The 20,815-nt window shown below is 42.5% G+C and carries 24 protein-coding genes; 6 read left to right on the top strand and 18 right to left on the bottom strand.

Annotated features, from left to right (window positions below):
* Window positions 1-2: 2 nt before the first annotated feature.
* Window positions 3-143: a hypothetical protein gene (locus MOC09_RS02015; protein WP_268360143.1), complete on the bottom strand. Its 141-nt coding sequence runs from the start codon at window positions 141-143 to the stop codon at window positions 3-5.
* Window positions 144-225: 82 nt separating this feature from the next.
* The gene (locus MOC09_RS02010) at window positions 226-1,176 is read right to left on the bottom strand and encodes a ring-cleaving dioxygenase (protein WP_268360138.1); all 951 of its coding nucleotides are present in this window, start codon (window positions 1,174-1,176) and stop codon (window positions 226-228) included.
* 385 nt (window positions 1,177-1,561) lie between these two features.
* Between MOC09_RS02010 and steT the strand changes: the two genes are divergently transcribed.
* The 6 genes from steT to spoIISC all read left to right on the top strand — a co-directional run bounded on the left by steT (window position 1,562) and on the right by spoIISC (window position 6,048).
* Entirely contained in the window at window positions 1,562-2,878 is a 1,317-nt protein-coding gene (gene steT, locus MOC09_RS02005; RefSeq protein ID WP_268360137.1) for a serine/threonine exchanger, read from the top strand.
* Window positions 2,879-3,153: 275 nt separating this feature from the next.
* A complete protein-coding gene (locus MOC09_RS02000; RefSeq protein WP_003218470.1) occupies window positions 3,154-3,771 on the top strand; it encodes a DUF47 domain-containing protein in 618 nt (205 codons plus the stop codon).
* A gap of 12 nt (window positions 3,772-3,783) precedes the next feature.
* The gene (locus MOC09_RS01995; protein WP_268360135.1) at window positions 3,784-4,785 is read left to right on the top strand and encodes an inorganic phosphate transporter; all 1,002 of its coding nucleotides are present in this window, start codon (window positions 3,784-3,786) and stop codon (window positions 4,783-4,785) included.
* Between the two features lie 109 nt (window positions 4,786-4,894).
* The gene (spoIISA, locus tag MOC09_RS01990) at window positions 4,895-5,641 is read left to right on the top strand and encodes a toxin-antitoxin-antitoxin system toxin SpoIISA (protein WP_268360134.1); all 747 of its coding nucleotides are present in this window, start codon (window positions 4,895-4,897) and stop codon (window positions 5,639-5,641) included.
* Window positions 5,641-5,811, top strand: a complete 171-nt coding sequence (spoIISB, locus tag MOC09_RS01985; RefSeq protein WP_268360133.1) for a three component toxin-antitoxin-antitoxin system antitoxin SpoIISB — start codon at window positions 5,641-5,643, stop codon at window positions 5,809-5,811. Before spoIISA ends, spoIISB begins: the two co-directional genes overlap by 1 nt.
* An 84-nt stretch (window positions 5,812-5,895) precedes the next feature.
* Window positions 5,896-6,048 (top strand): three component toxin-antitoxin-antitoxin system antitoxin SpoIISC, encoded by a 153-nt coding sequence (spoIISC, locus tag MOC09_RS01980; protein WP_268360132.1) that lies wholly within the window; start codon window positions 5,896-5,898, stop codon window positions 6,046-6,048.
* Here spoIISC and MOC09_RS01975 read toward each other — a convergent pair.
* The 16 genes from MOC09_RS01975 to MOC09_RS01900 all read right to left on the bottom strand — a co-directional run bounded on the left by MOC09_RS01975 (window position 6,045) and on the right by MOC09_RS01900 (window position 20,814).
* The gene (locus tag MOC09_RS01975) at window positions 6,045-7,136 is read right to left on the bottom strand and encodes an acyltransferase family protein (protein WP_268360131.1); all 1,092 of its coding nucleotides are present in this window, start codon (window positions 7,134-7,136) and stop codon (window positions 6,045-6,047) included. The genes spoIISC and MOC09_RS01975 overlap by 4 nt on opposite strands.
* Before the next feature lie 76 nt (window positions 7,137-7,212).
* Window positions 7,213-8,109: an N-acetylmuramoyl-L-alanine amidase gene (locus MOC09_RS01970; protein WP_268360130.1), complete on the bottom strand. Its 897-nt coding sequence runs from the start codon at window positions 8,107-8,109 to the stop codon at window positions 7,213-7,215.
* Window positions 8,110-8,121: 12 nt separating this feature from the next.
* The gene (locus tag MOC09_RS01965; protein ID WP_268360129.1) at window positions 8,122-8,385 is read right to left on the bottom strand and encodes a phage holin; all 264 of its coding nucleotides are present in this window, start codon (window positions 8,383-8,385) and stop codon (window positions 8,122-8,124) included.
* Window positions 8,386-8,396: 11 nt separating this feature from the next.
* The gene (locus tag MOC09_RS01960; RefSeq protein ID WP_268360136.1) at window positions 8,397-8,666 is read right to left on the bottom strand and encodes a hemolysin XhlA family protein; all 270 of its coding nucleotides are present in this window, start codon (window positions 8,664-8,666) and stop codon (window positions 8,397-8,399) included.
* Between the two features lie 52 nt (window positions 8,667-8,718).
* The gene (xepA, locus tag MOC09_RS01955) at window positions 8,719-9,558 is read right to left on the bottom strand and encodes a phage-like element PBSX protein XepA (RefSeq protein WP_268369374.1); all 840 of its coding nucleotides are present in this window, start codon (window positions 9,556-9,558) and stop codon (window positions 8,719-8,721) included.
* 44 nt (window positions 9,559-9,602) lie between these two features.
* On the bottom strand, window positions 9,603-9,767 hold the full coding sequence (locus MOC09_RS01950; RefSeq protein WP_019258164.1) for an XkdX family protein: 165 nt from the start codon (window positions 9,765-9,767) through the stop codon (window positions 9,603-9,605).
* Window positions 9,764-10,090, bottom strand: coding sequence for an XkdW family protein (locus MOC09_RS01945; protein WP_268369372.1), 327 nt, complete (start codon window positions 10,088-10,090; stop codon window positions 9,764-9,766). Before MOC09_RS01945 ends, MOC09_RS01950 begins: the two co-directional genes overlap by 4 nt.
* A 17-nt stretch (window positions 10,091-10,107) precedes the next feature.
* Entirely contained in the window at window positions 10,108-12,546 is a 2,439-nt protein-coding gene (locus MOC09_RS20215; RefSeq protein WP_419900978.1) for a pyocin knob domain-containing protein, read from the bottom strand.
* 2 nt (window positions 12,547-12,548) lie between these two features.
* Window positions 12,549-12,821, bottom strand: coding sequence for a hypothetical protein (locus MOC09_RS01935; protein WP_268360125.1), 273 nt, complete (start codon window positions 12,819-12,821; stop codon window positions 12,549-12,551).
* Window positions 12,818-13,396: a YmfQ family protein gene (locus tag MOC09_RS01930; RefSeq protein WP_268369370.1), complete on the bottom strand. Its 579-nt coding sequence runs from the start codon at window positions 13,394-13,396 to the stop codon at window positions 12,818-12,820. The genes MOC09_RS01935 and MOC09_RS01930 overlap by 4 nt, the downstream gene beginning before the upstream one ends.
* A complete protein-coding gene (locus MOC09_RS01925; protein ID WP_268367037.1) occupies window positions 13,380-14,426 on the bottom strand; it encodes a baseplate J/gp47 family protein in 1,047 nt (348 codons plus the stop codon). Before MOC09_RS01925 ends, MOC09_RS01930 begins: the two co-directional genes overlap by 17 nt.
* The gene (locus MOC09_RS01920; RefSeq protein WP_268367036.1) at window positions 14,419-14,844 is read right to left on the bottom strand and encodes a DUF2634 domain-containing protein; all 426 of its coding nucleotides are present in this window, start codon (window positions 14,842-14,844) and stop codon (window positions 14,419-14,421) included. Before MOC09_RS01920 ends, MOC09_RS01925 begins: the two co-directional genes overlap by 8 nt.
* A gap of 57 nt (window positions 14,845-14,901) precedes the next feature.
* Window positions 14,902-15,168, bottom strand: coding sequence for a DUF2577 family protein (locus MOC09_RS01915; protein WP_268369368.1), 267 nt, complete (start codon window positions 15,166-15,168; stop codon window positions 14,902-14,904).
* The gene (locus tag MOC09_RS01910; protein ID WP_268369367.1) at window positions 15,168-16,145 is read right to left on the bottom strand and encodes an XkdQ/YqbQ family protein; all 978 of its coding nucleotides are present in this window, start codon (window positions 16,143-16,145) and stop codon (window positions 15,168-15,170) included. The genes MOC09_RS01915 and MOC09_RS01910 overlap by 1 nt, the downstream gene beginning before the upstream one ends.
* A gap of 15 nt (window positions 16,146-16,160) precedes the next feature.
* Window positions 16,161-16,820 (bottom strand): LysM peptidoglycan-binding domain-containing protein, encoded by a 660-nt coding sequence (locus tag MOC09_RS01905; protein ID WP_268369366.1) that lies wholly within the window; start codon window positions 16,818-16,820, stop codon window positions 16,161-16,163.
* Window positions 16,813-20,814 carry a transglycosylase SLT domain-containing protein gene (locus tag MOC09_RS01900; RefSeq protein WP_268369538.1) on the bottom strand — a complete coding sequence of 1,334 codons (4,002 nt, stop codon included), beginning with the start codon at window positions 20,812-20,814 and terminating at the stop codon, window positions 16,813-16,815. The genes MOC09_RS01905 and MOC09_RS01900 overlap by 8 nt, the downstream gene beginning before the upstream one ends.
* Between the last annotated feature and the right edge of the window lies 1 nt (window position 20,815).

Below are 20,815 nucleotides of genomic sequence, written 5' to 3'. Positions count from 1 at the left end.
TTTCACTCCTTTTTGTCTAACTTTGAGATAGTGTAACAAGCAAATATGAATAAACTATTAATAAACAAAGACAATATTTTTGCCGAGGCTCTTTCATGCCAATCGCCCATATACACAAAGGGTTTTAAGCCTTTTCTCCCAATCTGCGCATGATCTTTCCTGCCCAATGTTTATGCCAAAATAAAAAACCTTCCGGCCGCGCCGGAAGGCAAATGAAAACACAGTTTATTGAATTGGTTTTAGTTTTGCTTCAATTTCAGCTCTTCGATGTTCAAGGTACGGCGGAAGAGCGATCGTTTGGCCAAGCTCATCAAGGTTTTCATCAACCATAAAGCCCGGTCCGTCTGTTGATAGCTCGAACAGAATGCCGTTCGGCTCTCTGAAATACAGTGCCTTGAAGTAATAGCGTTCAACAATGCCGGAATTGCTGTACCCTTCTCGGCTGATGATTTGATGCCATCCGGCAAGCTCTTCTTCATCTCTTACGCGAAATGCGACATGGTGAACACTTCCTTTGCCTTGGCGCTCGCGCGGAAGATCATTTCTTTCTATTAAATGGATTTCCGTTGCCGCACCGCCTTCTCCTGATTCCAAAATAACGGCGGTTCCTTGTCCTTCAACTGATTCCCGGCTGATTTCTGTAAAACCAAGAATATTTATCAATACGTGTAAGGTTGAATCAGCGTAAGGCACAGTCAGTTCAACCGGTCCTAACCCGCGAAATGAAAATTCTTCCGGAATGCCGCTTTGTTTAACAGGCAGGCCATAACCTTTGCCTTTCTCATCAGCAGTCAGGACAAGGCGCTGTCCTTCATGGTCTTGGAATGCCAATATGTCACGCCCGGCTCTTTTGGCAATGCCGCTATGCGCCACCTGATGCTCTTCAAAACGCTCTTTCCAGTAATGGAGTGCTTCTGTGCTTGGAACGCGCAATCCAATAGAAGAAATGCTGTTTGTTCCCGCATGAAACGGTGCAATGCGGGGAATCTCGAAAAACGTCAGCTCGGTTCCGGGATTGGCCACTTCATCTCCGTAGAATAGATGATACATTGTCGGTTCATCCTGGTTGACGGATTTTTTGACAAGCTTTAATCCTAATACGTTCTTATAGAAATCCAAGTTTTTTTGTGCATCGGCGGTTAATGCAGACACGTGGTGAATGCCATTGACTTTCATATGCTGTCCCTCCAGGTCATTTTATCTCGATTTCGAGATATTATATCATAGTTTTAGGTTTATTGTTCTAATGACAAGGTATTTTATTCGCATGGAAAAGTCAACATATCAGCTTCAACAAAGGTTCGTTCATTCGCTGATTTCACGCTGCACCTTCGATACCAGCTAAACCCCTAACTCAAAACACGAACTTTCCAACTAAAAAATTATATATTTGTTCGTTTATAACTTAATAAAGTAGGCGTTTTCATAAATTTATCCGTCGCAAACAAAGCAATTATCGAAAATCAGAAAATTTATTTTATTTCACTTTTCTAAAATAGGGTTTACAATATGAAAAATAGATTCTTCATCATAAGCTTCAACATCATAGGAGGTTAAGGACATGCATACTGAAGACAACGGTTTGAAAAAAGAGATAGGCCTCTTGTTTGCCCTTACTCTTGTCATCGGAACCATCATCGGCTCGGGTGTTTTTATGAAGCCTGGCGCTGTGCTCGCTTATTCTGGTGATTCAAAAACAGCGCTGTTCGCCTGGCTGTTAGGCGGGATTTTAACACTGGCGGGCGGTTTGACAATCGCGGAAATCGGAACGCAAATACCAAAAACCGGCGGGCTCTATACGTACCTTGAAGAAGTGTATGGGGAGTTTTGGGGATTTTTGTGCGGCTGGGTGCAGATTATCATTTACGGTCCGGCGATTATTGGCGCCCTAGGTTTATATTTTGGATCTTTAATGGCAAATCTTTTCGGCTGGGGATCTGTCCTATCAAAGGTAATCGGAATTATAGCAGTTCTCTTTTTATGCGTTATTAATATTATCGGTACAAAATACGGCGGCTTCGTCCAAACGCTGACAACGATCGGAAAGCTGATTCCGATTGCATGCATCATCATCTTTGGTCTTTGGAAAGGCGATCAGCACATTTTCACAGCAGTAAATGAGAGCATTTCCGATATGAACTTCGGAGCAGCCATTTTGGCCACACTGTTTGCTTACGACGGATGGATTCTTCTGGCCGCTCTCGGCGGAGAAATGAAAAATCCCGAAAAGCTGCTGCCACGCGCAATGACGGGCGGATTATTAATTGTAACAGCAATCTATATTTTCATTAACTTTGCATTGCTTCACATCCTGTCTTCGAACGAAATCGTCACGCTTGGTGAAAATGCAACAAGCACTGCTGCCACCATGCTGTTCGGTTCAATTGGCGGAAAGCTGATCAGTGTCGGGATTATTGTCAGTATCTTCGGCTGCTTAAACGGAAAGGTTCTTTCTTTCCCGCGAGTGTCATTTGCAATGGCGGAACGAAAACAGCTTCCATTCGCTGAAAAACTGTCACATGTACACCCAACGTTCCGCACGCCATGGATTGCGATTTCTTTTCAAATTGCTGTGGCTTTGATTATGATGCTGATCAGCAACCCTGATAAGCTCTCAGAAATCTCTATTTTCATGATCTACATTTTTTATGTAATGGCCTTTTTTGCAGTGTTTATCCTCCGCAAGCGAGCAAAGGGAGAAAAGCGCGCCTATAGTGTCCCGCTTTATCCTTTCATGCCGATTTTGGCCATCGCAGGCTCCTTTTTTGTGTTAGGAAGCACACTCATTACAGATACACTGAGCTGCGGATTATCCATCCTCATCGGCCTTGCCGGACTGCCTGTTTATTACTGGATGAAAAAACGAAAAGCAAACTGATAAAACGGTTCCCTTGTTTAGGGAACCGTTTTTTGGTGAAACAGAAGATAAAAGTTGACAGGAAAAACACAACTTTTGATATACTTTTTACGTTAAGCAGAAAGTTTTTGCAAACTTGGGTCGTTTTTTTGTAGCGAAGTAGGTCAAAATAAGGAGACATGATTTATCGAAAAAGTCAAGATACGTTTTTTTCGACTTTACCTGTTTTTTTTCGACAAAAGGCTATATAATAATTTGATGTGTGCATTGTTCATTCAAACTATGGAGGGTTTTTAATGATAAGAAGAAAAAAAGATAAGTTCTCACTCCTTTTAACAGAAATTGCAAAGAACATAGACGAAACTGCAGAATATTTTGTGAATTTTAAGGTCACTAACCAAACGACGCTTAAAGAATTTGCAGATACGTTAAAGGAATACGAAACAAAAGGTGACAATCATGTTCATGTCATGATTAAAGAGCTTAACAAGGCGTTCATCACTCCTATTGAGCGCGAAGATATCCTTCAGCTGACAAACAGCCTGGATGATGTGCTTGACGGTATCGAACATTTCTCTGCCATGATGGAGATTTTCTCCATTACTTCATCAGACGAGCATATCGATAAATTCAGCGGATACATCAGAGAATGTGCGAAAGAGATTTTGATTACCATAGAGCTGCTGGCAGAAAACCGCTTAAAGGATATTCAGCCTCACGCAATCAAAATTAAAGAATATGAGCACAGCTGTGACAACTTGCACAGAAAATCATTAAAGAATCTTTTCGGAAATGAAACAGATCCAATTAAAGTTATTCAATATCGCGAAATTTACGAAACGCTTGAAGAAATAGCCGACTCTTGTCAAAGTGTTGCCAATAATCTTGAAACCATCATTATGAAAAACGCGTAACGAGGGGTAAAAATGGATATTCTATTTATATTAACGATACTAATAGTCATTTGTGCTCTGGCGTTTGATTTCATCAACGGGTTTCATGATACGGCAAACGCAATTGCGACTTCGGTATCAACAAAAGCGTTGAAACCTCGCCATGCCATTATATTGGCTGCTGTGATGAACTTTGTCGGAGCAATGACATTTACAGGTGTTGCCAAAACCATTACAAAAGACATTGTGGATCCTTATACGTTAGAGAATGGCTCTGTCGTGATTTTGGCTGCGCTAGTTGCTGCGATTGCCTGGAACCTTATCACATGGTACTACGGCATCCCAAGCAGCTCATCCCATGCCATCATCGGGGCTATTGCCGGTGCAGCCATTGCGGCAGCCGGTTTTGCTGCGTTAAATTATAAGGGCTTCATTAAAATCATTGAAGCGCTGATCCTATCACCAATTATTGCCTTTGTCCTTGGTTTTATTCTTTACAGCATCGTTAAGCTGATTTTCAAAGACAGCAATTTGGCGAAAACGAACAAGCAATTCCGCAGAGTGCAAATTGTAACAGCTGCCCTGCAATCGTATACACACGGAACAAACGATGCACAAAAAGCAATGGGAATTATCACAATGGCTCTCATCACAGCGAATTTACATACTTCTGCTAATGATATTCCAACATGGGTGCAATTCGCCTGCGCCACAGCGATGGGTCTCGGAACTTCAATCGGCGGATGGAAAATCATCAAAACCGTTGGCGGAAAGATCATGAAGATCCGTCCGGTAAACGGCGTATCTGCTGACTTAACCGGAGCAGCCATTATTTTCGGTGCTACATTTATTCATTTGCCGGTCAGTACAACCCACGTCATTTCTTCATCAATCCTTGGCGTCGGTGCGTCACACCGGGTAAAAGGCGTAAACTGGGGCACAGCTAAGCGGATGCTTATTACATGGGTCATTACGCTTCCGATTTCAGCTACACTTGGTGCCATCGCTTACTTTATTTTAAATATGATTTTCTAATGTTACACCGCTTCTGTCAAAGGAGCGGTTTTTTTGATGAAACAGGAAAACCTGCCGGATCTCTCGAATACAATAAGCAGAACCTATTTCAGATGTGAGGGATTGATGTATGCTTTTATTCTTTCAGATCATGGTCTGGTGCATCATGGCCGGATTAGGCTTATACGTGTACGCCACGTGGCGGTTCGAATCGCAGGTCAAAGAAAAAATGTCCGCCATCCGGAAAACATGGTACTTGCTGTTTGTTCTGGGCGCTATGGTATACTGGACATATGAGCCCTCTTCCCTGTTTACCCACTGGGAACGGTACCTCATTGTGGCTGTCAGTTTCGCTTTAATTGATGCTTTCATCTTCTTAAGCGCATATGTCAAAAAACTGGCCGGCAGCGAACTGGAAACAGACACAAGAGAAATTCTCGAAGAAAACAACGAAATGCTCCACATGTACCTCAATCGGCTGAAAACATACCAATACCTATTGAAAAACGAACCGATCCATGTTTATTATGGAAGTATAGAAGCATATGCTGAAGGTATTGATAAGCTGTTGAAAACCTATGCCGATAAAATGAACTTAACGGCCTCCCTTTGTCACTATTCGACACAGGCTGATAAAGACCGGTTAACTGAGCATATGGACAATCCGGCAGACGTGCAAACACGGCTTGATCGAAAGGATGTTTATTACGACCAATACGGAAAAATGGTTCTCATCCCTTTTACTATCGAGACACAGAGCTATGTCATCAAGCTGACGTCTGACAGCATTGTCACGGAATTTGATTATTTGCTTTTCACATCATTAACAAGCATATATGATTTGGTGCTGCCAATTGAGGAGGAAGGTGAAGGATAATGGAACGCGCGTTTCAAAACAAATGCGAACCCCGAGCGGCAAAGCCGTTTAAAATCCTGAAAAAACGTTCAACCACCAGTGTCGCAAGCTATCAAGTCAGTCCGCATACAGCAAGAATTTTCAAAGAAAACGAACGGCTGATTGACGAGTATAAACGAAAAAAAGCATGATCACACTAAAAGGACAAGGGAAAACAGCTCTTGTCCTTATTCCTTTTCTTAAAGGGTTACATATACTAAAACAAACAGAGGATATTGTCAGGTGATACAGTGAAAAAATTGGTGAGGCGTGTGAAGTTTGTTGATTACGGAAGATTTGGTCTTTCCGGGTATTCGCTTCGGGTGAGGGAGCGTAGTGCCATAATATTGAAACATCTAAAAAAACGCACAAAAAAAAGCGACATTTAAACAACATGTCGCTTTTTATATTCATTATTTTTATCTGTTTGATTAAAGAACCGTGCATAAATGATTTCTAAATATTTCATTGGATAGATTAGATATTTCACGATCCGGTTAAAAACACGAGATCCAAATAGATACGTTATTCCTAATGCCATCGTAAAACATAATATCAATCGGGTGTCAGGGCTTTGCTCATTTAGCCAGCTATTATGAGTAAATAGCGGGAAGACAAAGATCATATGAAATAAATAGATCGCAAGAGAGTTTTCTCCCCATTGGGTCAACTTATTTTTGCCGGCCCCAACTATATTGAATAACAAGAAAATGCCTAATACAGCTAAGGAATAATGAAAAAATACAATACCAGTATAGCTGTGATTCTCTATATGGAACTTTTGATAGCCAAGAAAACCAAAAAACAGCTGATTAAATTTATCATGATGAAAATCTAATATAATGAATACCAATACAGAAATAGCTAAAGTTGAAAACAATTTAAACTTAAATTTTTCTAAAGAACTGTATATTTTCCCCATCAGATCTCTTGAACAATAAAAACCAGCCAGGAAAAATGGAAGGAAAACAAAAGTCCTTAATATAGAGAGCGTTTGCGTATGCATATTGCTATAATATATTTTGATCAATTCTATAACCTGATCTGCATAAAATCTGGAATAAAAACTTAGCCCCAACAACAAGATCAGTAAAGCCAGCTTTAAGATTTTTCTCCTGTTTATTTTCTTTAAAATAATAGCCAACGTATACCAGCTACCCAGACTGACAATATACCATAAGTGAGTATGCGGGCTGCCATAAGTAAATTGAATGACAGAAAAATTACCTGCGTAGTAACGGTACACACAGTAAAAGGTTTGAAAAATAACATATAACAGAATGAGATTGATCACTTTTTTGATTGATGGCCTTTTGGAAAAATAACCATTTAAAAAAATAAAAGCAGGCATATGGAATGAATAAATGAATTCAATCATATTTTCCAACCCGCTTTTACTAACACCCAGCAGATGGGCAAATACAACCAAAAATATCAATACGCCTTTGACATTATTTAGTTTCATATCTTTTTGCATAGTATAACCACCCAAAATACAAATTCATCATATTCAGTATGGTTTTACTAACATGCATTGTCAATGTTTTCTTTTTCTACAAAACTAATAAAGCACTGATCTTTTCTTTCGTCGCAGGCCCGTAGATACCATCGGCAGTTAGACCATTAACTGACTGAAAACGCGCAACGGCGTCCGCTGTTTTCGGTCCGTAAATGCCGTCAATTCCGTTGTTGACAGCGCCTTTATCAGGATAAAAATACAGAGCAGCCAGTGCTCGCTGCACCTGAAAGACGTGTTCTCCTGAGGTATAAGGTGTTGTCAATTGAATGATACCATCAGGGAGCGGATAAAGTTCTGGTTTTTGAACATTTGACGGGGCACTTACAATTAGCACTTGACCGATCTGAATAAAATTCGGATCTTCGATGTTGTTCCACTCTTGCAGCTGAGCAACAGTGACACCGAACGCTCTCGCTATGGATGTAAGTGTGTCACCTTGTTTCACAACGTAGGTTTGGCTGCCGCCTCCCCCAATCCCCGCTTTGAACAAATCCCACGTATCCAACAATTTTCGCGGACATTCCTTCCCAGACCAATACTTATGAGGGACGACATTGGCGAGACTGATATGGTGTTCAGCCATTAATGTTTTGATGAGCCACTGCGCATTTGCTGTTGCTTGTGCAAAATCCCCATCGGCATTCTCACAGATTTCAATCCCGATCGAAGCCCTGTTACCGCTGCCGTTTCCGTCTCCCGCATGCCAGCCGTTTTCATTTAAAGGCAAATGCTGATAAATTTCTGTATCGTCAACTGTAAAATGCCAGCTTGTAGTGGTATCAGGATTTTTCAAATAGCGGGCGTGCGCCGCAGCATCGGCCCCGGCTGCAGTGTTCGCTGTATTGTGCACTGTAATGTAAAGAGGTGTCATTGCGTAGCCTGGACGGTTATTTGCACCGACTGGGATAAAGTCTTGTATAATGTTAACCATTTTCATCTCTCCTTATTTTGTCAGATTATTTTCCTTTAACAAGTCGCGCTGTTTTTTCCCTTTTTCTGTTACATAGTTGTTTTTAAACCAAGCGGCAAGTGTTGTTCCAATTGTAAAGACGATGGAACCGGCTGAATAAAGAGCGTCAGCAAGCTGATTGATCTGCTCCTCCTGAATGTCCAATGGTGATTTGCCAAACATCAGCATGGTCTGGTTAATTAATGCAACCAAAAGAAGCACCGTCCTGATGACCGTGCCTTTGTCATACGTTTTCATGAAAATCCCCCTTAATACTGCAGCAGGTTGTACATAATCGCGATGGCTCCGCCAATGATTCCTGTGCACACTGCTGTAATGATGGCACCTGTGATGGTGCGCTTAATCCATGTTGTGTTCTCTTCAATTTTGTTTAATTTTTCGTTCAGCGTCATGATTTGCTGGTCTTGCCGGTCAGACACTCGTTCTAATGCGGAAACCCGCTGTTCAAGCGCTTTATGCTCGCCTTTCATGTCTGCTAAATCCTGCTGGAATACATTCACATCTGTCTCTTCTTGCATCATTCACTCCTCCTTTACATGCGGATCACCTCCCTTCCGAGGGCCGAACTTGTTATAAAACCGCGGTTCCTTTTACCGAAAGAGTCCCGCCGCTAATACTGGCAATCTCCATAATAATTTCCTTAAATCCTTTAATATTAAAGGCCCACGCCTCAGCTTTTCCTAACGTACTCGAGGCAGAGCTCGCATCATCAGATTTCACGCCGCTGATCGGAATTTTCTGTCCTGACACCGATTTGCCCCAAAATTTGACTTCACTCATTTCCGCTGTGCCGTATACTTCAACGAGTAAATGTTCGGCGCCGTTCACAGGTAAAGCAGCTCCCTCGCCTGCGGACTCGGCATTTTCATGAAAGACAAAGTCAAACGTTTGGCTGGCTTTTACTTTCAGCCGCCCATCCCCTGTTTGAATTTCCGAAAGGTCAATCTGCAAAGGGGCTTTTTCATTTACACGAACATCCATTTCTCCCGCGCCGACTGATTGGTATAATACAAACTCTGATTGCTGAAGATTTCCATTCACATAACGGAAGCGGTAATACCGTTTAGAAAGGTACACCCAGTCCGTCGCCGTCAGGACACCCGCTGCGACATTCATTGCTGCTGTCGTTGTCCACACGTTGTTATTTTCGCTTTCTTCTATAAAGAGTGTGCCTTCGCGATCTGCATACGCCCAGCCCTTTACTTTCGAAACCAGAACTGCGCCCAGTCTGTCTTGCCCGAGCTGACTATATGCTTCAGTTGCCTTTAAGGCAGCGTTTGTTAAAATCTCTGCGACACCGGACAAGTTCGAAACAGGTGTCACAAAATCATTTTTTTCTCCTCTATAGGGCTTTACTGCTCCGGCTTTTCCAGTCTTATCGAGAGGAAATTCATATTGATACTTCACCATCTTCATCCTCCTTTTGATCTAAAAACAGGCAAAATAAAAAAGCCTTACATGGCTTTACCGGTAATTTCTTTATACTGATCAGATGTAATCAGCTTTTTGTTCACACCTTCTGCCAGATCCTCAATTGAACAGTCCTTATATGCTACGGCCTGTTTCACCATATCCGTTGTCGCCCACTCATAATAGAGGGCAAGCACCCAATAATTCATTCAGCATGATCTCCTTTCAAAGAAAGTAATGAAAGCTTTATTTCTGCCAGCTCGCTCCCCAATGTTTTGTTCAGTTCTTCAAGCTGCTTGCGTGCCAGCTTTTCCTGCGACAATTCCTGAGCAAGTAGCTCCACCTGACCAGGCGGTTCGTACGGCGGGTTTTTTTGCAGCTCCTCCCACCAGGATTCGATCTCTTTTTGGGTTGGGATGGGGGCGCGCAGGTTCCATTCAGCTATATAAGACCCTTCCCCGTCATTTTGAACGATAAAATCTTTTGTTGGATCTGTATTGGGGTATTTATACATGATTGCTTCTGCGATCATCGTTTTTCCTCCTATACTTATACTGTAGGATAGTTCAGTCCTCCAAGTTCTTGAATGTCTAAATAATTGTATACCCCGTTATAATCGGATACACCTCTTCTATCATCACCTTGATAATTACAATAACAATAGATTTCTATATAGTCACCTTTGTTCATTGGAACGGTTACATTACCATTTAAACCGAGATTCATTTCATTTTCCTTATTCTCAAAGTACCCTCTCTTATGGTCAACTGTTTTATACACTGATCCATTTAGATAGAGTTTCAAATGAAAATTGATGTATGCCGGTGTATTCAACATATACAGCCCAACTCCTACTAAAAACATTCCATCATTAGGAGCAACGAATCTATTATTTTTAGTATCAAAAGCATTGTGACTATCTTTTATTTTACGATTGAACTGAATTTTTGTATGGGCTGCTTTATCCAAATACTGTATGCCTGTAGTTCCTATATTTGCGTGAGCAAATCCTGAAATTTTCTGCCAAGCTGTCCAGCCTGAATCTGCCCACCAATGGCGGATCCAAGAACCTGTGTTTGAAAAGTAAGTGTTAGATTGGTTTCCAGTTCCATAAAAATACTGAGTAAATCGATAGTTGCTATGCTTTTCATTTTTTACAATTCCATAGGTAAGTGGGTATCCTGTTGTGTTATTTGCTCCTATATCCATAAAAGTCAGCCCAGCAGGATACTCATTGCCGCTTGTTCTAGCGTCTTGAATTGCATTGGACCCTGTAAGAACTGTTAATTTATTATTCGTATAATTAGAGTCAACATAGTTTTTAGCATCAGCTAATGCTTTGTCTGCTTTCGCTTGAGCTCCCTGTGAATATTCAATCTCCATCCATGGATTCCACTCTTCTGAATCCTGTTTTTTATTCCTTATAAACTTTCTTCTATTGTCTGGAATAGATGCTGTTTCGCCCGAATAAGAAATAAACTCTTGATACGGATAGGTTCCAACATTATATACAAGTAAATACCCATTTTTATTAATGGGAGCATTTAATTCAGTAGTCGAAGATAAAATGTAATAAAATCCAGTTTTTGTAATACTATTCAAATCAACATTATATAATTTTTCCAACGTTCCGTCATCTTGAGTCAATTTGAAAATCTGGCTGTTATTCCATTTTGTTTTATCGTTCTCCGTAACATGGATTTCCGTGTTATTCGCATGACTGTCAGTATAAAGCCTTGCTGTATTTAAAACAGATTCTAGTTCATCTGATGAAGGAATGGTAATAAACTCAGTCCAGCCTACACTATCATACCAATGACGAATAAATATTTTCTTTTGGCCTGTATTTCCAGCATAAAAGAAAAACTGAGCAAAACGGTATTTACTAGATTTTATATTCAGCACTTCACCGTATTCATGAGGATATCCTGTAGACCCTTGAAGAATTCCGACTGTGGTAATACCAATAGGATAGTTGTTTCCAGAGTATGATGCGTCCTGATAAAGTGACTCATCGCCAATTTTATTGATATTTTCACTATTCAATTCTTCTGATGTGATCAGACGTTTCCATCCTCTGAATTCTCCATCGGTATGCACCATCCCAATCCACATGGTGACTTCAAAGCTTTGGTAAGCAACAATTGTTTTTCTGCCGCTCTCACCCTCTATCACATCGTAGTTATACCAAGCATTATCATCAACTGGATTGTTTACTAAATTCTTACCTACACCATAATAATACCCCGTTGATAATGATAGAATATCAGTCCCATCAGGTACCCAAGTTCTTCTGCCGTTATCTTTCGTTAACTTTGTCAGTTGAGCCCCGTTCCATTTCGTACGTTCAGCATTTGTTATGTGTATGCTACTGTTAGTAGTATGATTGTCCGTATAAGATTTAGCATTTGTTTCAGCTTGATCAGCCTTCAGTTTAGATCCACTTTCTGTCTCGAAAGCATTCCACTCCGACCATTCTCCCCCCGTTAGAGTCTTTCTCCAGATGCCCCCATCATTTGTCATAGCAACTGCTTCCCCTTCTTTTTCAGAAGAGTACAAGTAAATGCCTTTAGTAGGTTGCGGAGGTGTATTCAGACCTGTTTTTGCTGTATAAAAAGTAAATGATCTCTTTTGTTGAGCAGCTACCTCGTTAAAGTCTTGTCCATTACCAATAGTGATAAAAACTGAACCATCATCTTTCGTAATCTTAGATAACTGACTGCCGTTCCATTTCTCTCGTTCTTCCTCAGTAATATGCCGCACCTGATCTTGCTCATGCTTGTCGAAATCCTTCTTCGCCGCCTGCTGCACATTATCTACGTTCCCCAGCCCAATTTGCGCCTTTGTTGTGTTGTGGGGGTTGTTCATGTCGTTTTTGTGGGCGGCCAGGTCTGTGTGGGCGTCTTTTATTCCTTTTTCCCAGCGGTTGACGTCATCTTCGTTGATCGGATCGTCCGGAAGCCAGTCTGTTTTTTCTTCATATGCCATGTTTACACCACCTCAAAGGTAAATCTGAAATCGAGTGTTCTGTTTTCGCTGACGTCCAGGTCTGTTTTTCTTTCTGTAATGATGTTGCCCAGCTCGTCAAAAATTTGTACCGTTTCGATATGCTTGATGTCTTCTTCACGTCTTGTCAGAACGGTGACAGTCGCACCGTCAATGGCGAGCTCTACTATTTCTGTTTTTTGGCCGTTGAGGAGCACATGATCGATTCTGCTTTTTAGATCAGCCGCTGTGCGTTCTCTGTATATAGTTGAAATCAAGTTAAAACCACCTCATTGTTGTTAAGGGTGACAGAATAACCGACCTTGAGCTCACTGGCTGTTCGGTATCTGCGGTGATTCAGGATGACTGTATCTTTGATTTGAAGCGTCTCATTTAATCCGCCTCTGAGCGTATATGACAAATGAGCGGGCTTCATGTTTTCTACGGCTTCAATCAGCTCATTCATGTGCTGAAGGTCATCAACATTGATATCCACGTTAAAGCGGTATTCGCCGGGAAGCAGGCGGACCTGTGCAGACGGGTTTTTTAAGAAACGATTCACCGCCTGCTCAATGGCCTTGTAAGTAATCGGCGGGATGTTCGACATTTTTGAAATGAGCCGCAACCGTCTGATCTCATCAGTGTCGCCTGATTCCCGCGGCACGTTTAAAATCTTTTCCCAGCGGCTGAGCCCCCATGTCGCCGTCGGCACGAATAACTGATCCGTCAGATCAAATATGCTGTTATTCTGTTTATCAAACTCAGGCGCTTCCGCTTTCAGCAGCTCGGCCATTTCTTTAAGGCTGGTAAGAAACGGCGGCAGATAAGCTGCAATATCATCTTGTTTGCTCAATGATCTTCACCTGCCCAAGCTTAGGAATTTCCACATCGCTCAGCACCAGATTTTCAGAGGTGCCGTTGATTTGAATATTGGAGTAGTCACTGACTGACGGTGAATGATAGACGATATTGTTAATTTGAGAAAGACGGATGACGTTGTCTTCGAACGCCATTTTCTTAAAGAGATTTAAAATGCCTTCTTCAATTTCTGACTTCACTTCATCAATTGAGTGATTGATCTCAGGCAGCACTTCGGCAGAAATCTCAACTTCCTTCCAGACCGCGCTTTCCACTGTAACTACAGCCCCGATTGGCGCCTGTCCCTCCCCTTGTCCTGGTTCAGGGTCAATATAATTTTTTACTTTTTGTATTAAGATGTCGGAAGCCGGCTCAAGATTCGCATTCGTGACGACAATTTTGACCGTGCCGTCACCGTTCCAAAGCGGGAAGATCTTTGCCTTTCCAACACCGTCCACTTCTTCAGCCCACTCTTTATAATGCATTTTATTGGCACTGACAGCCTCACGCCGAACCCTCGTAAAATACCGTTCTCTTAAGCTGTCATCTCCTTCTTCCTCGCGTCCCGGAATCAGGATTTCTTTGACAATGGCCTTTTCTAAACCGGGAATGGTATCCAATGACAGCAAATTGCGTCCGGTCAGATTGGCGTTTCCTGCTTCACCAGGTGTTTCACAGATGAGCGTCCCATCTGCCATATATTGAAAATAAAGATTATCCACATAGAAGCGGGAGCCGACAGGAATAGTTACTCCCGACGTAAACTCTCCCGCTCTGACCGCCTTCGTCGCGGCTGTCCGTTCAATCCCCGCTTCCGCTGCACGCCTGTCTAAAAATTCGCCTTGGGCGGTATCAGAGAAAACTAGCTCAAGCACAGTATCCAGCCATATATAAGATTTCGCAAGCTCGGCCGCCGCCGGGGCTAACGCATTATAAATGACGCTGCCTTCTCTTGTGTCAATATCTGCGGAAATGCTGTTCAGCATACGCTCCATAATCGCTTCAAACGTCTGATCTTCAAACATCTTCGCCAATCACCTCCTCAATCTCAAGCGTCCCTTCATCCGTCTCCACCACAAAGGACACATGAAACGCGTCGCCTTGTTTTTCAATCTCAAAATCTGTTACAGCCGATATCCGGTCATCATAAACCAGCGCCTCCTCTATCAGCCTCGGAATCTCCATTTTTTTATAGGCATCGGTCGTCTCATGATCCGTCAGCACGTCTTGAAGCTCATTTCCGACATTATGGCTGTAAATGGAATACGCATAGCGTTCTGTCTGTAAGGCGATATAGACGAACTGCCTGATCGCTTCAAGCCCGGTAATCAGCTCATTTGTAATTCTCCCGTTTTCAAAATCTATTTTGTACGTTTGCGAGGTTTCAATGACTTCGCTGTCATCTTTAATATCTTCAAACTCCACTTCTGGTGTCAGGGCCATGATGCCCACTCCTTTTTACATGCTAAATAAAAACCCCTTCGTTCGAAGCGGTTTTGTCTATACTTTATCTAAAATAAAAAACGATTGGCCGCCAGTCAGAGCCGCGGTCATGACGCGATCTCCCGGCTCGAGTGCATCGTCTCCCCCGGACTGCATCCGTTTTGGGATGATGATGGCGTCAGCCGGTATGATCAGTTTGCTGTTTTCTTTTAATTTGATTTCCACAGGAGAAACCGAAACGACTTCAGCCGGGAGCAGTTCTACCGGAGACTCAGCGTCAACTGCGCCAACAGCCAAATGTTTTATAGCGTCACTCAATCTCATCAGGAAACTCCTTCCGGCAAGGTGTTCTTTTCGACAACATCAAGGGTCATCGTATGTTTCGTTCCTTTAAATTCATGCCGGTCCGTATCTACCCAATAGGTTTTCTTGATACCGGCCTCCGGAATCGAAATATAGACGGGCAAGCCGCTCTGCACTTCCGGGATGCCCACTGCCTGAATATTTTTCAGTTCTTTTTTCACGCCCTTTTTTTCAGCAAGGCGTACATCTGCCCGCTGCTGAAGCTGTGCCTGGTTGATGTCATCTGTGACCGTTTCCGTATATTGAAGCACACCGTATTTATTTAAGCCTGAACTGTCCTTGACAGAGGCTTTATACGTCCGATTATCCTTCTGCCGGCGAAGCACCACCCGTGTTGCCGTGTCGTTTATGGAAGTGCTGTATTGGTAGCCAGTGATATTGACACCTGTTTCCAGCACCCATACCTCTGACGGATCTGGCCAAGCGCGCAGGCCGAGCTTTCCTTTTTCTGAATACAGCTGATAATGCCGTCCTGTCTGGCTTTTCGTCTGTTTTAGCGCTTTTAAGATGATGTCATACAATGTCGTATCATTTTTAATGACAAGGCTTTTGATCGTATGGCCTGTATTCGCAATCGAGGTTGTCGGTATCTGAAAATCATTGGCAATCCTTCTGATCATCTGGTCAGCCCGCTGATTGGAAAACACATACACATCCTGGTTTTTGACCAGGTACTGAAGCATATCGTATGCGCTGAAGGCAAGTGTATACTCGTCAGGGGTTCTTGCAAAAACAATTCCCCGAAAAAGCTCTTTTCCCTTCCACTTAAACAAAACGGTATCTCCCTCATTGACGCTGTAATACGTCTGGTCGCCCTGTTTGACGACGATGGTCGCTTCAATGGAGCGCGGTGCCTGATAGCGATGGCCTTCCAGCGATACGCTTTCTGCCACCAGTTCAAGCCATTCTTTGTCTTTAATGACGAACAGCTCTATCATCTCACATCACCTGTTTCATTGCGGTATCTTTAATTTTTGGCCGGGAAAAATCCAGTGGCCCGGCTGCCTGATGTTTCGTTTGCTTCGTTTGATCATTGCTGTTTTATTGGCGTTCCAAATTTTGCGCCATTGGGTGCTGTTCCCGTAAAACCTGCCGGCAATGTCCCATAGCGTGTCTCCCTTTTTCACTGTGTACGTTTTCGGAGAAGCCTTCGACGGACGTTTTGCCTTTGTTTTTTTCTTCTGCTTGATTTTCCGTGGGGAAGCGGTTTTGTATTCTTTTAATTGAATATCAAAGGAACGATCACCTATATCCTGCTGGCCTTCGCTATAGGAAAAACCTTCAATGCTGCAAGTCAGATTCACTTTAGTTCCCGTAATCAAAAACTGGACCGGTTTTTTGGCCTTCATCCATTTTTCAATTTTTGATATCGCACTTTCCGGCGACGGGAAGGTTTGATATTCAGCTATTGGGCTGTATTTCTTCGGAAAAAACGAAGAGAACGAAATTTCTTTCGCTCCCTGTTCATCAATAAATGTAAGGTCACCGAACTTGGCTACTTTAACCGTCTCATTCTGAACCGTATTTGAAATATTTAACTGGTCGGGAAGAACGGGGAGCCGCAGCTTGTCCTTCCCTTGTGAAATCCAAAATTCATATACGGATTTAGTCAAATGCAACGACTCCCTTCGTTCCAATATTGATATCCTTTTGCAGTTCGTCTATAAGCGCCTGCTTGATTCTCGCTGCAAGGGTTTCAGCGTCCTGTCCATTATGGAAGTGCTGGTCTCCGTTAAATTGAATATAAATCTCTTTTGATCCGGAAACCGTTGCGGTTGGCCGGCTAGCTGAAGTAACAGCGGAAACTCGACCTGAAGAAAGCTCAGATTGCTCGGATTGAGACGGATCTGTCACTTCCATTCCCAGAGCTTGCGCAGCTCTCTGAAGGAGATAGCGGCCTCGTATGCCCCGTTCCTCTGGAATGATCCATTCCCGCTTGTTTCCTTCTCCGACACGTGCAATTTGTTCTTTCGTAATCAGTCCGCCGTTGGCATAACCGACGTACGGACCGCCATGATTCAAGCTTTTAATCCCCGGCACATTATTGATTGACCCATATCTGCTTTTAATGTAGCCGATCGCAGCAGCTGCATTGTGAATCGGATTTCTAATGTTACCCATGCCCGGCGCCTTGTGATCATTAAAGGTGCTTGGGATGGTCTGCATCAAACCTTGTGACGGATGCCCCGCTTTTGCGTTGCTGTCCCACAAGTTAATTGCATTCGGATTGCCTCCGGATTCATTCTGCGCAATCGTCATAAGTCCCGGAAGCCAGCTCATTGGTGTCTTTGTGGCCATGAGAGCAGCCATAATCCATTGTTTTACGTTCCCGCCCATGGCTCCCATTCCGGAATAGGCAGCCGCCAGTGATCCGGCTTGTTTTTCAGCATATTTCTTTACATCTACTGAGCCAAGGCCTTTGACAACACCAATTGAAGCAAAACGCCCCAAGCTCATCATGACACGGGAAGGTGAATGGATATCTAGCTCCTCACGGAAAGCCTGCTCCACTCTCTTGGCCATATCCTTTGCCGCTTGTTTTACTTCACTGGATTTAGAATTCATGCCTGTCACAAAGTTTCCGACCATGCCTGAACCCCAGCTATTCGATGTGTCTTTTGAACGCAGGAACGGTTTGTCAACATGTGTGCTGACATATTGTGCTGTGCCTGTTTGGGTTGAGTTTTGTCCTTGCGCAAAGCCTTTGACCGTTCCTGTGCCCCATGAAGACGATTTGCTCACAGTGGCTTGGTACGGCGTTTTAACTTTTGATTGCAAAAAGCCGTCCGTTCCGGTTGCAGTGCCGTTTTGGCCCTTGGCATACCCGCTTACCATTTGTTTACCGTAATTTGGTGAAGCAGAAATCATTTGTGTAAATGGCGTATTGATGTTTTTCTTTTTCCAGTCCTCCATTTTGACAGGTTGGTTGCTGATACCTTTACCAAAGCCTTCTGAAAATTGCTGTCCGAGTGTGGACGCTTGGCCAGTCAGATTTGCAGTGTTCATTGCCGGGGTGACCGAGCCTGATAATGGACTGACAGCTGCTCCTCCTGAAACAGATACCGGACTTCCACCGGAAGACGAAGCGGCTCCCATGTCGTCTACGACTTGCATCCCCAGCTTAGATGCCGCTTGTGAAAGGAGCATTTTACCGCGGCCTCGGTTGTTATCAACCGGGATAACGAATTCCTTGCCGGCTTCACCGATCCAAGAGATGGTTGGTTTGGTGATGTAGCCGCCTGTGGCGTTCTGATCCAGTGCTTGTTGAAAAACAGTCATATTATTATTTGATGGAGATTGAGCAAAAATGTTATTAGTAATTGTTTTGGAACTAGTTTTTTTCTCTTTCGAATCCTTTTTGCTAGGTTTTTTCTTGAGGTGAGTAACCTCCTCCCCCCTGTGTATTACTTTTGCAACGAAACCTCCAACTGAATCTTTTAAATCGAATAGCCATTGAAATTTCTCAGCAATTTTCTCTGATACTTTAACCAATGGATCTTTCACATGTTCATTAAACCAAGTTTCAATTCCATCCCATGCATCCTCAAAAAATTTCCTTGCATCATCGAATTTTTCTTTTATTGAAGTTTTAATATCTTCTACTTTTGTGACGATCGGGTTCCATACATTATCATAAAACCAATTTGATACACCTATCCAAATATTGGAAATCATTGTCCATGCATCATTGATCTTACTCCAAATCCATGTTGCCGCAGTGGTTACGGCTTCACTTACAGGATTCCACACATTGTCCATAAACCATGTTGAAACAGTAGACCATATGCCTGAAATAACCGTCCAGGCGTTGCACAACCCAGTCCATATCGTTGTAGCAACATTAGTAACTGCTCCGCTTATTGGATCCCACACGTTATCCTTAAACCACGGGTAGACAATGTTCCATACTGCCAATATGCCATCCCATGCATAGGCGAATAATCCTACTATAAAATTAATCACAGGTACAGCAACATTATAAATAGGTGTAAACACATACTGGTCAAACCAAGTTGAAACTTTACTCCATGTATCTTCAATCCAAGTAATAGCCCCATTGGCAGTATCAGAAATGGAGTTCCATTTTCCACTCCACCACTCTTTGTTAAATAGTGAATTGCTTATGCTCTCCTTTAACTTAGAAGTATCAAACATCTTACCAATGTTCTTACCTGCTTCTTCGCCGCCGATTCCGCCTACTAATCCGCCGCCAATTCCACCAATTGCCCCGCCGATTGCTGTACCTTCCGGACCAACGAAAGATCCAATCGTTGCACCAGCTTCCGCTCCGGCTGTTGCACCAGCTTCCGCTCCGGCAATGCGTCCTCCGATTGAACCAACCTTTTCGCCAGCATTATCTTTATTGATTCCAGCTAAATCAAACACTGCTAAAGCAGATCCTACGTATGGAACAGCCTTTCCCATTCCTCTGAACGCTTTACCTAGTTTGGATGAATCCTTCCCTAGCGATTTTAAGCCTCCAAGCCAGTTCTTTAACTTGGAACCCGAGGTCCTAGGTGCACTTTCAGCAGGTGTGCCGCTTTGGCGTCTTCTTATCACCTCTCCAGGAACCTTGAGTGTTCTGTTTGGAGCCTTTGTGGGACTTTTCTTTTTTCTATAGGTTTTTTTATTTTTAGTGCTCGGATTGAGGCCGCCGCCTTCACAGCAGTCGCAGCAACAATTTCCTCCTGTATTACGGTTAAGGACTTTTTTATCTGTGTCAGAATTTTCACCAGAATCGTCCTTTTTTTGTGGTCCTAGAATTTTATCTATGATCTTATCAAACACATCATTTTTCAGCTTTTCTATCAATCTCTCTTTGAAACGATCCAAAAAAGCTTTGCCTATTTCATTGAATGTATCTTTAATCCAAGGCCAAGCTGATTTTGTCCACCAATCCTTCAGCCAGCCTTTTATTTTTCCGACCCATCCAGGTTTTTGATCTGAGCTTTTATCAGAGCCTTTATCTGAGGATTTGTCTGATTCTTTCTTAGAAGTTTCTTTGTTAATCGGGCTTTCTTTTTTATTGATTTTGTCTGATATTTTTGTCTTAACAACCACTTTTACATAATAGGTTTTTTCAAATTTCCTTAGAAGGGCTGTTAATCGATTAACTGTTTTGGTGATTTCATCGATGACCTTTAGTTTTACTGTGTATCCGTTTTTCAAATTTTTCTTAATATAACCGATAATCCTTTTAACTGTAGAAGTAACCTTGTCATCTGGAATCAAAAGGAATGATAGCTTTTGATTAGATAGCATCTTCTTTATTTTTTTATACGCAACTGCTGTCCGGTCTACCAAAGAGACAGTCAGCTTCGTTTCTTTTGGCAGCCGTTTAAGTTTTCTTTCAATTGCATCAAGCTTTGAAGTGACTTGGTCATCAAGTACAACTTTAATTTCAAGCGATTTCGCGAATTTCAAAATGATATAGTCGTTTATTTTTCTAAGCCGGTAAAATGCCTGATCTTCCGCTCTGATACTGATTTTGATTTGCCGATTAATGGTTTTGACTTTTTTTTCGACCTCTTGGAATCCTTTATGTATCCGTTTTAGTTTTTTAGATACCTTGTCTTCGAGATCAAAACGGGCTGTTAATTTTGCGATA

Source organism: Bacillus sp. N12A5 (assembly GCF_026790125.1).
In the GTDB taxonomy this organism is placed as follows: Bacteria; Bacillota; Bacilli; order Bacillales; family Bacillaceae; genus Bacillus.
Note: the sequence above shows the minus strand (reverse complement) of the source record. Positions and strands in the feature narration are given on the sequence as shown.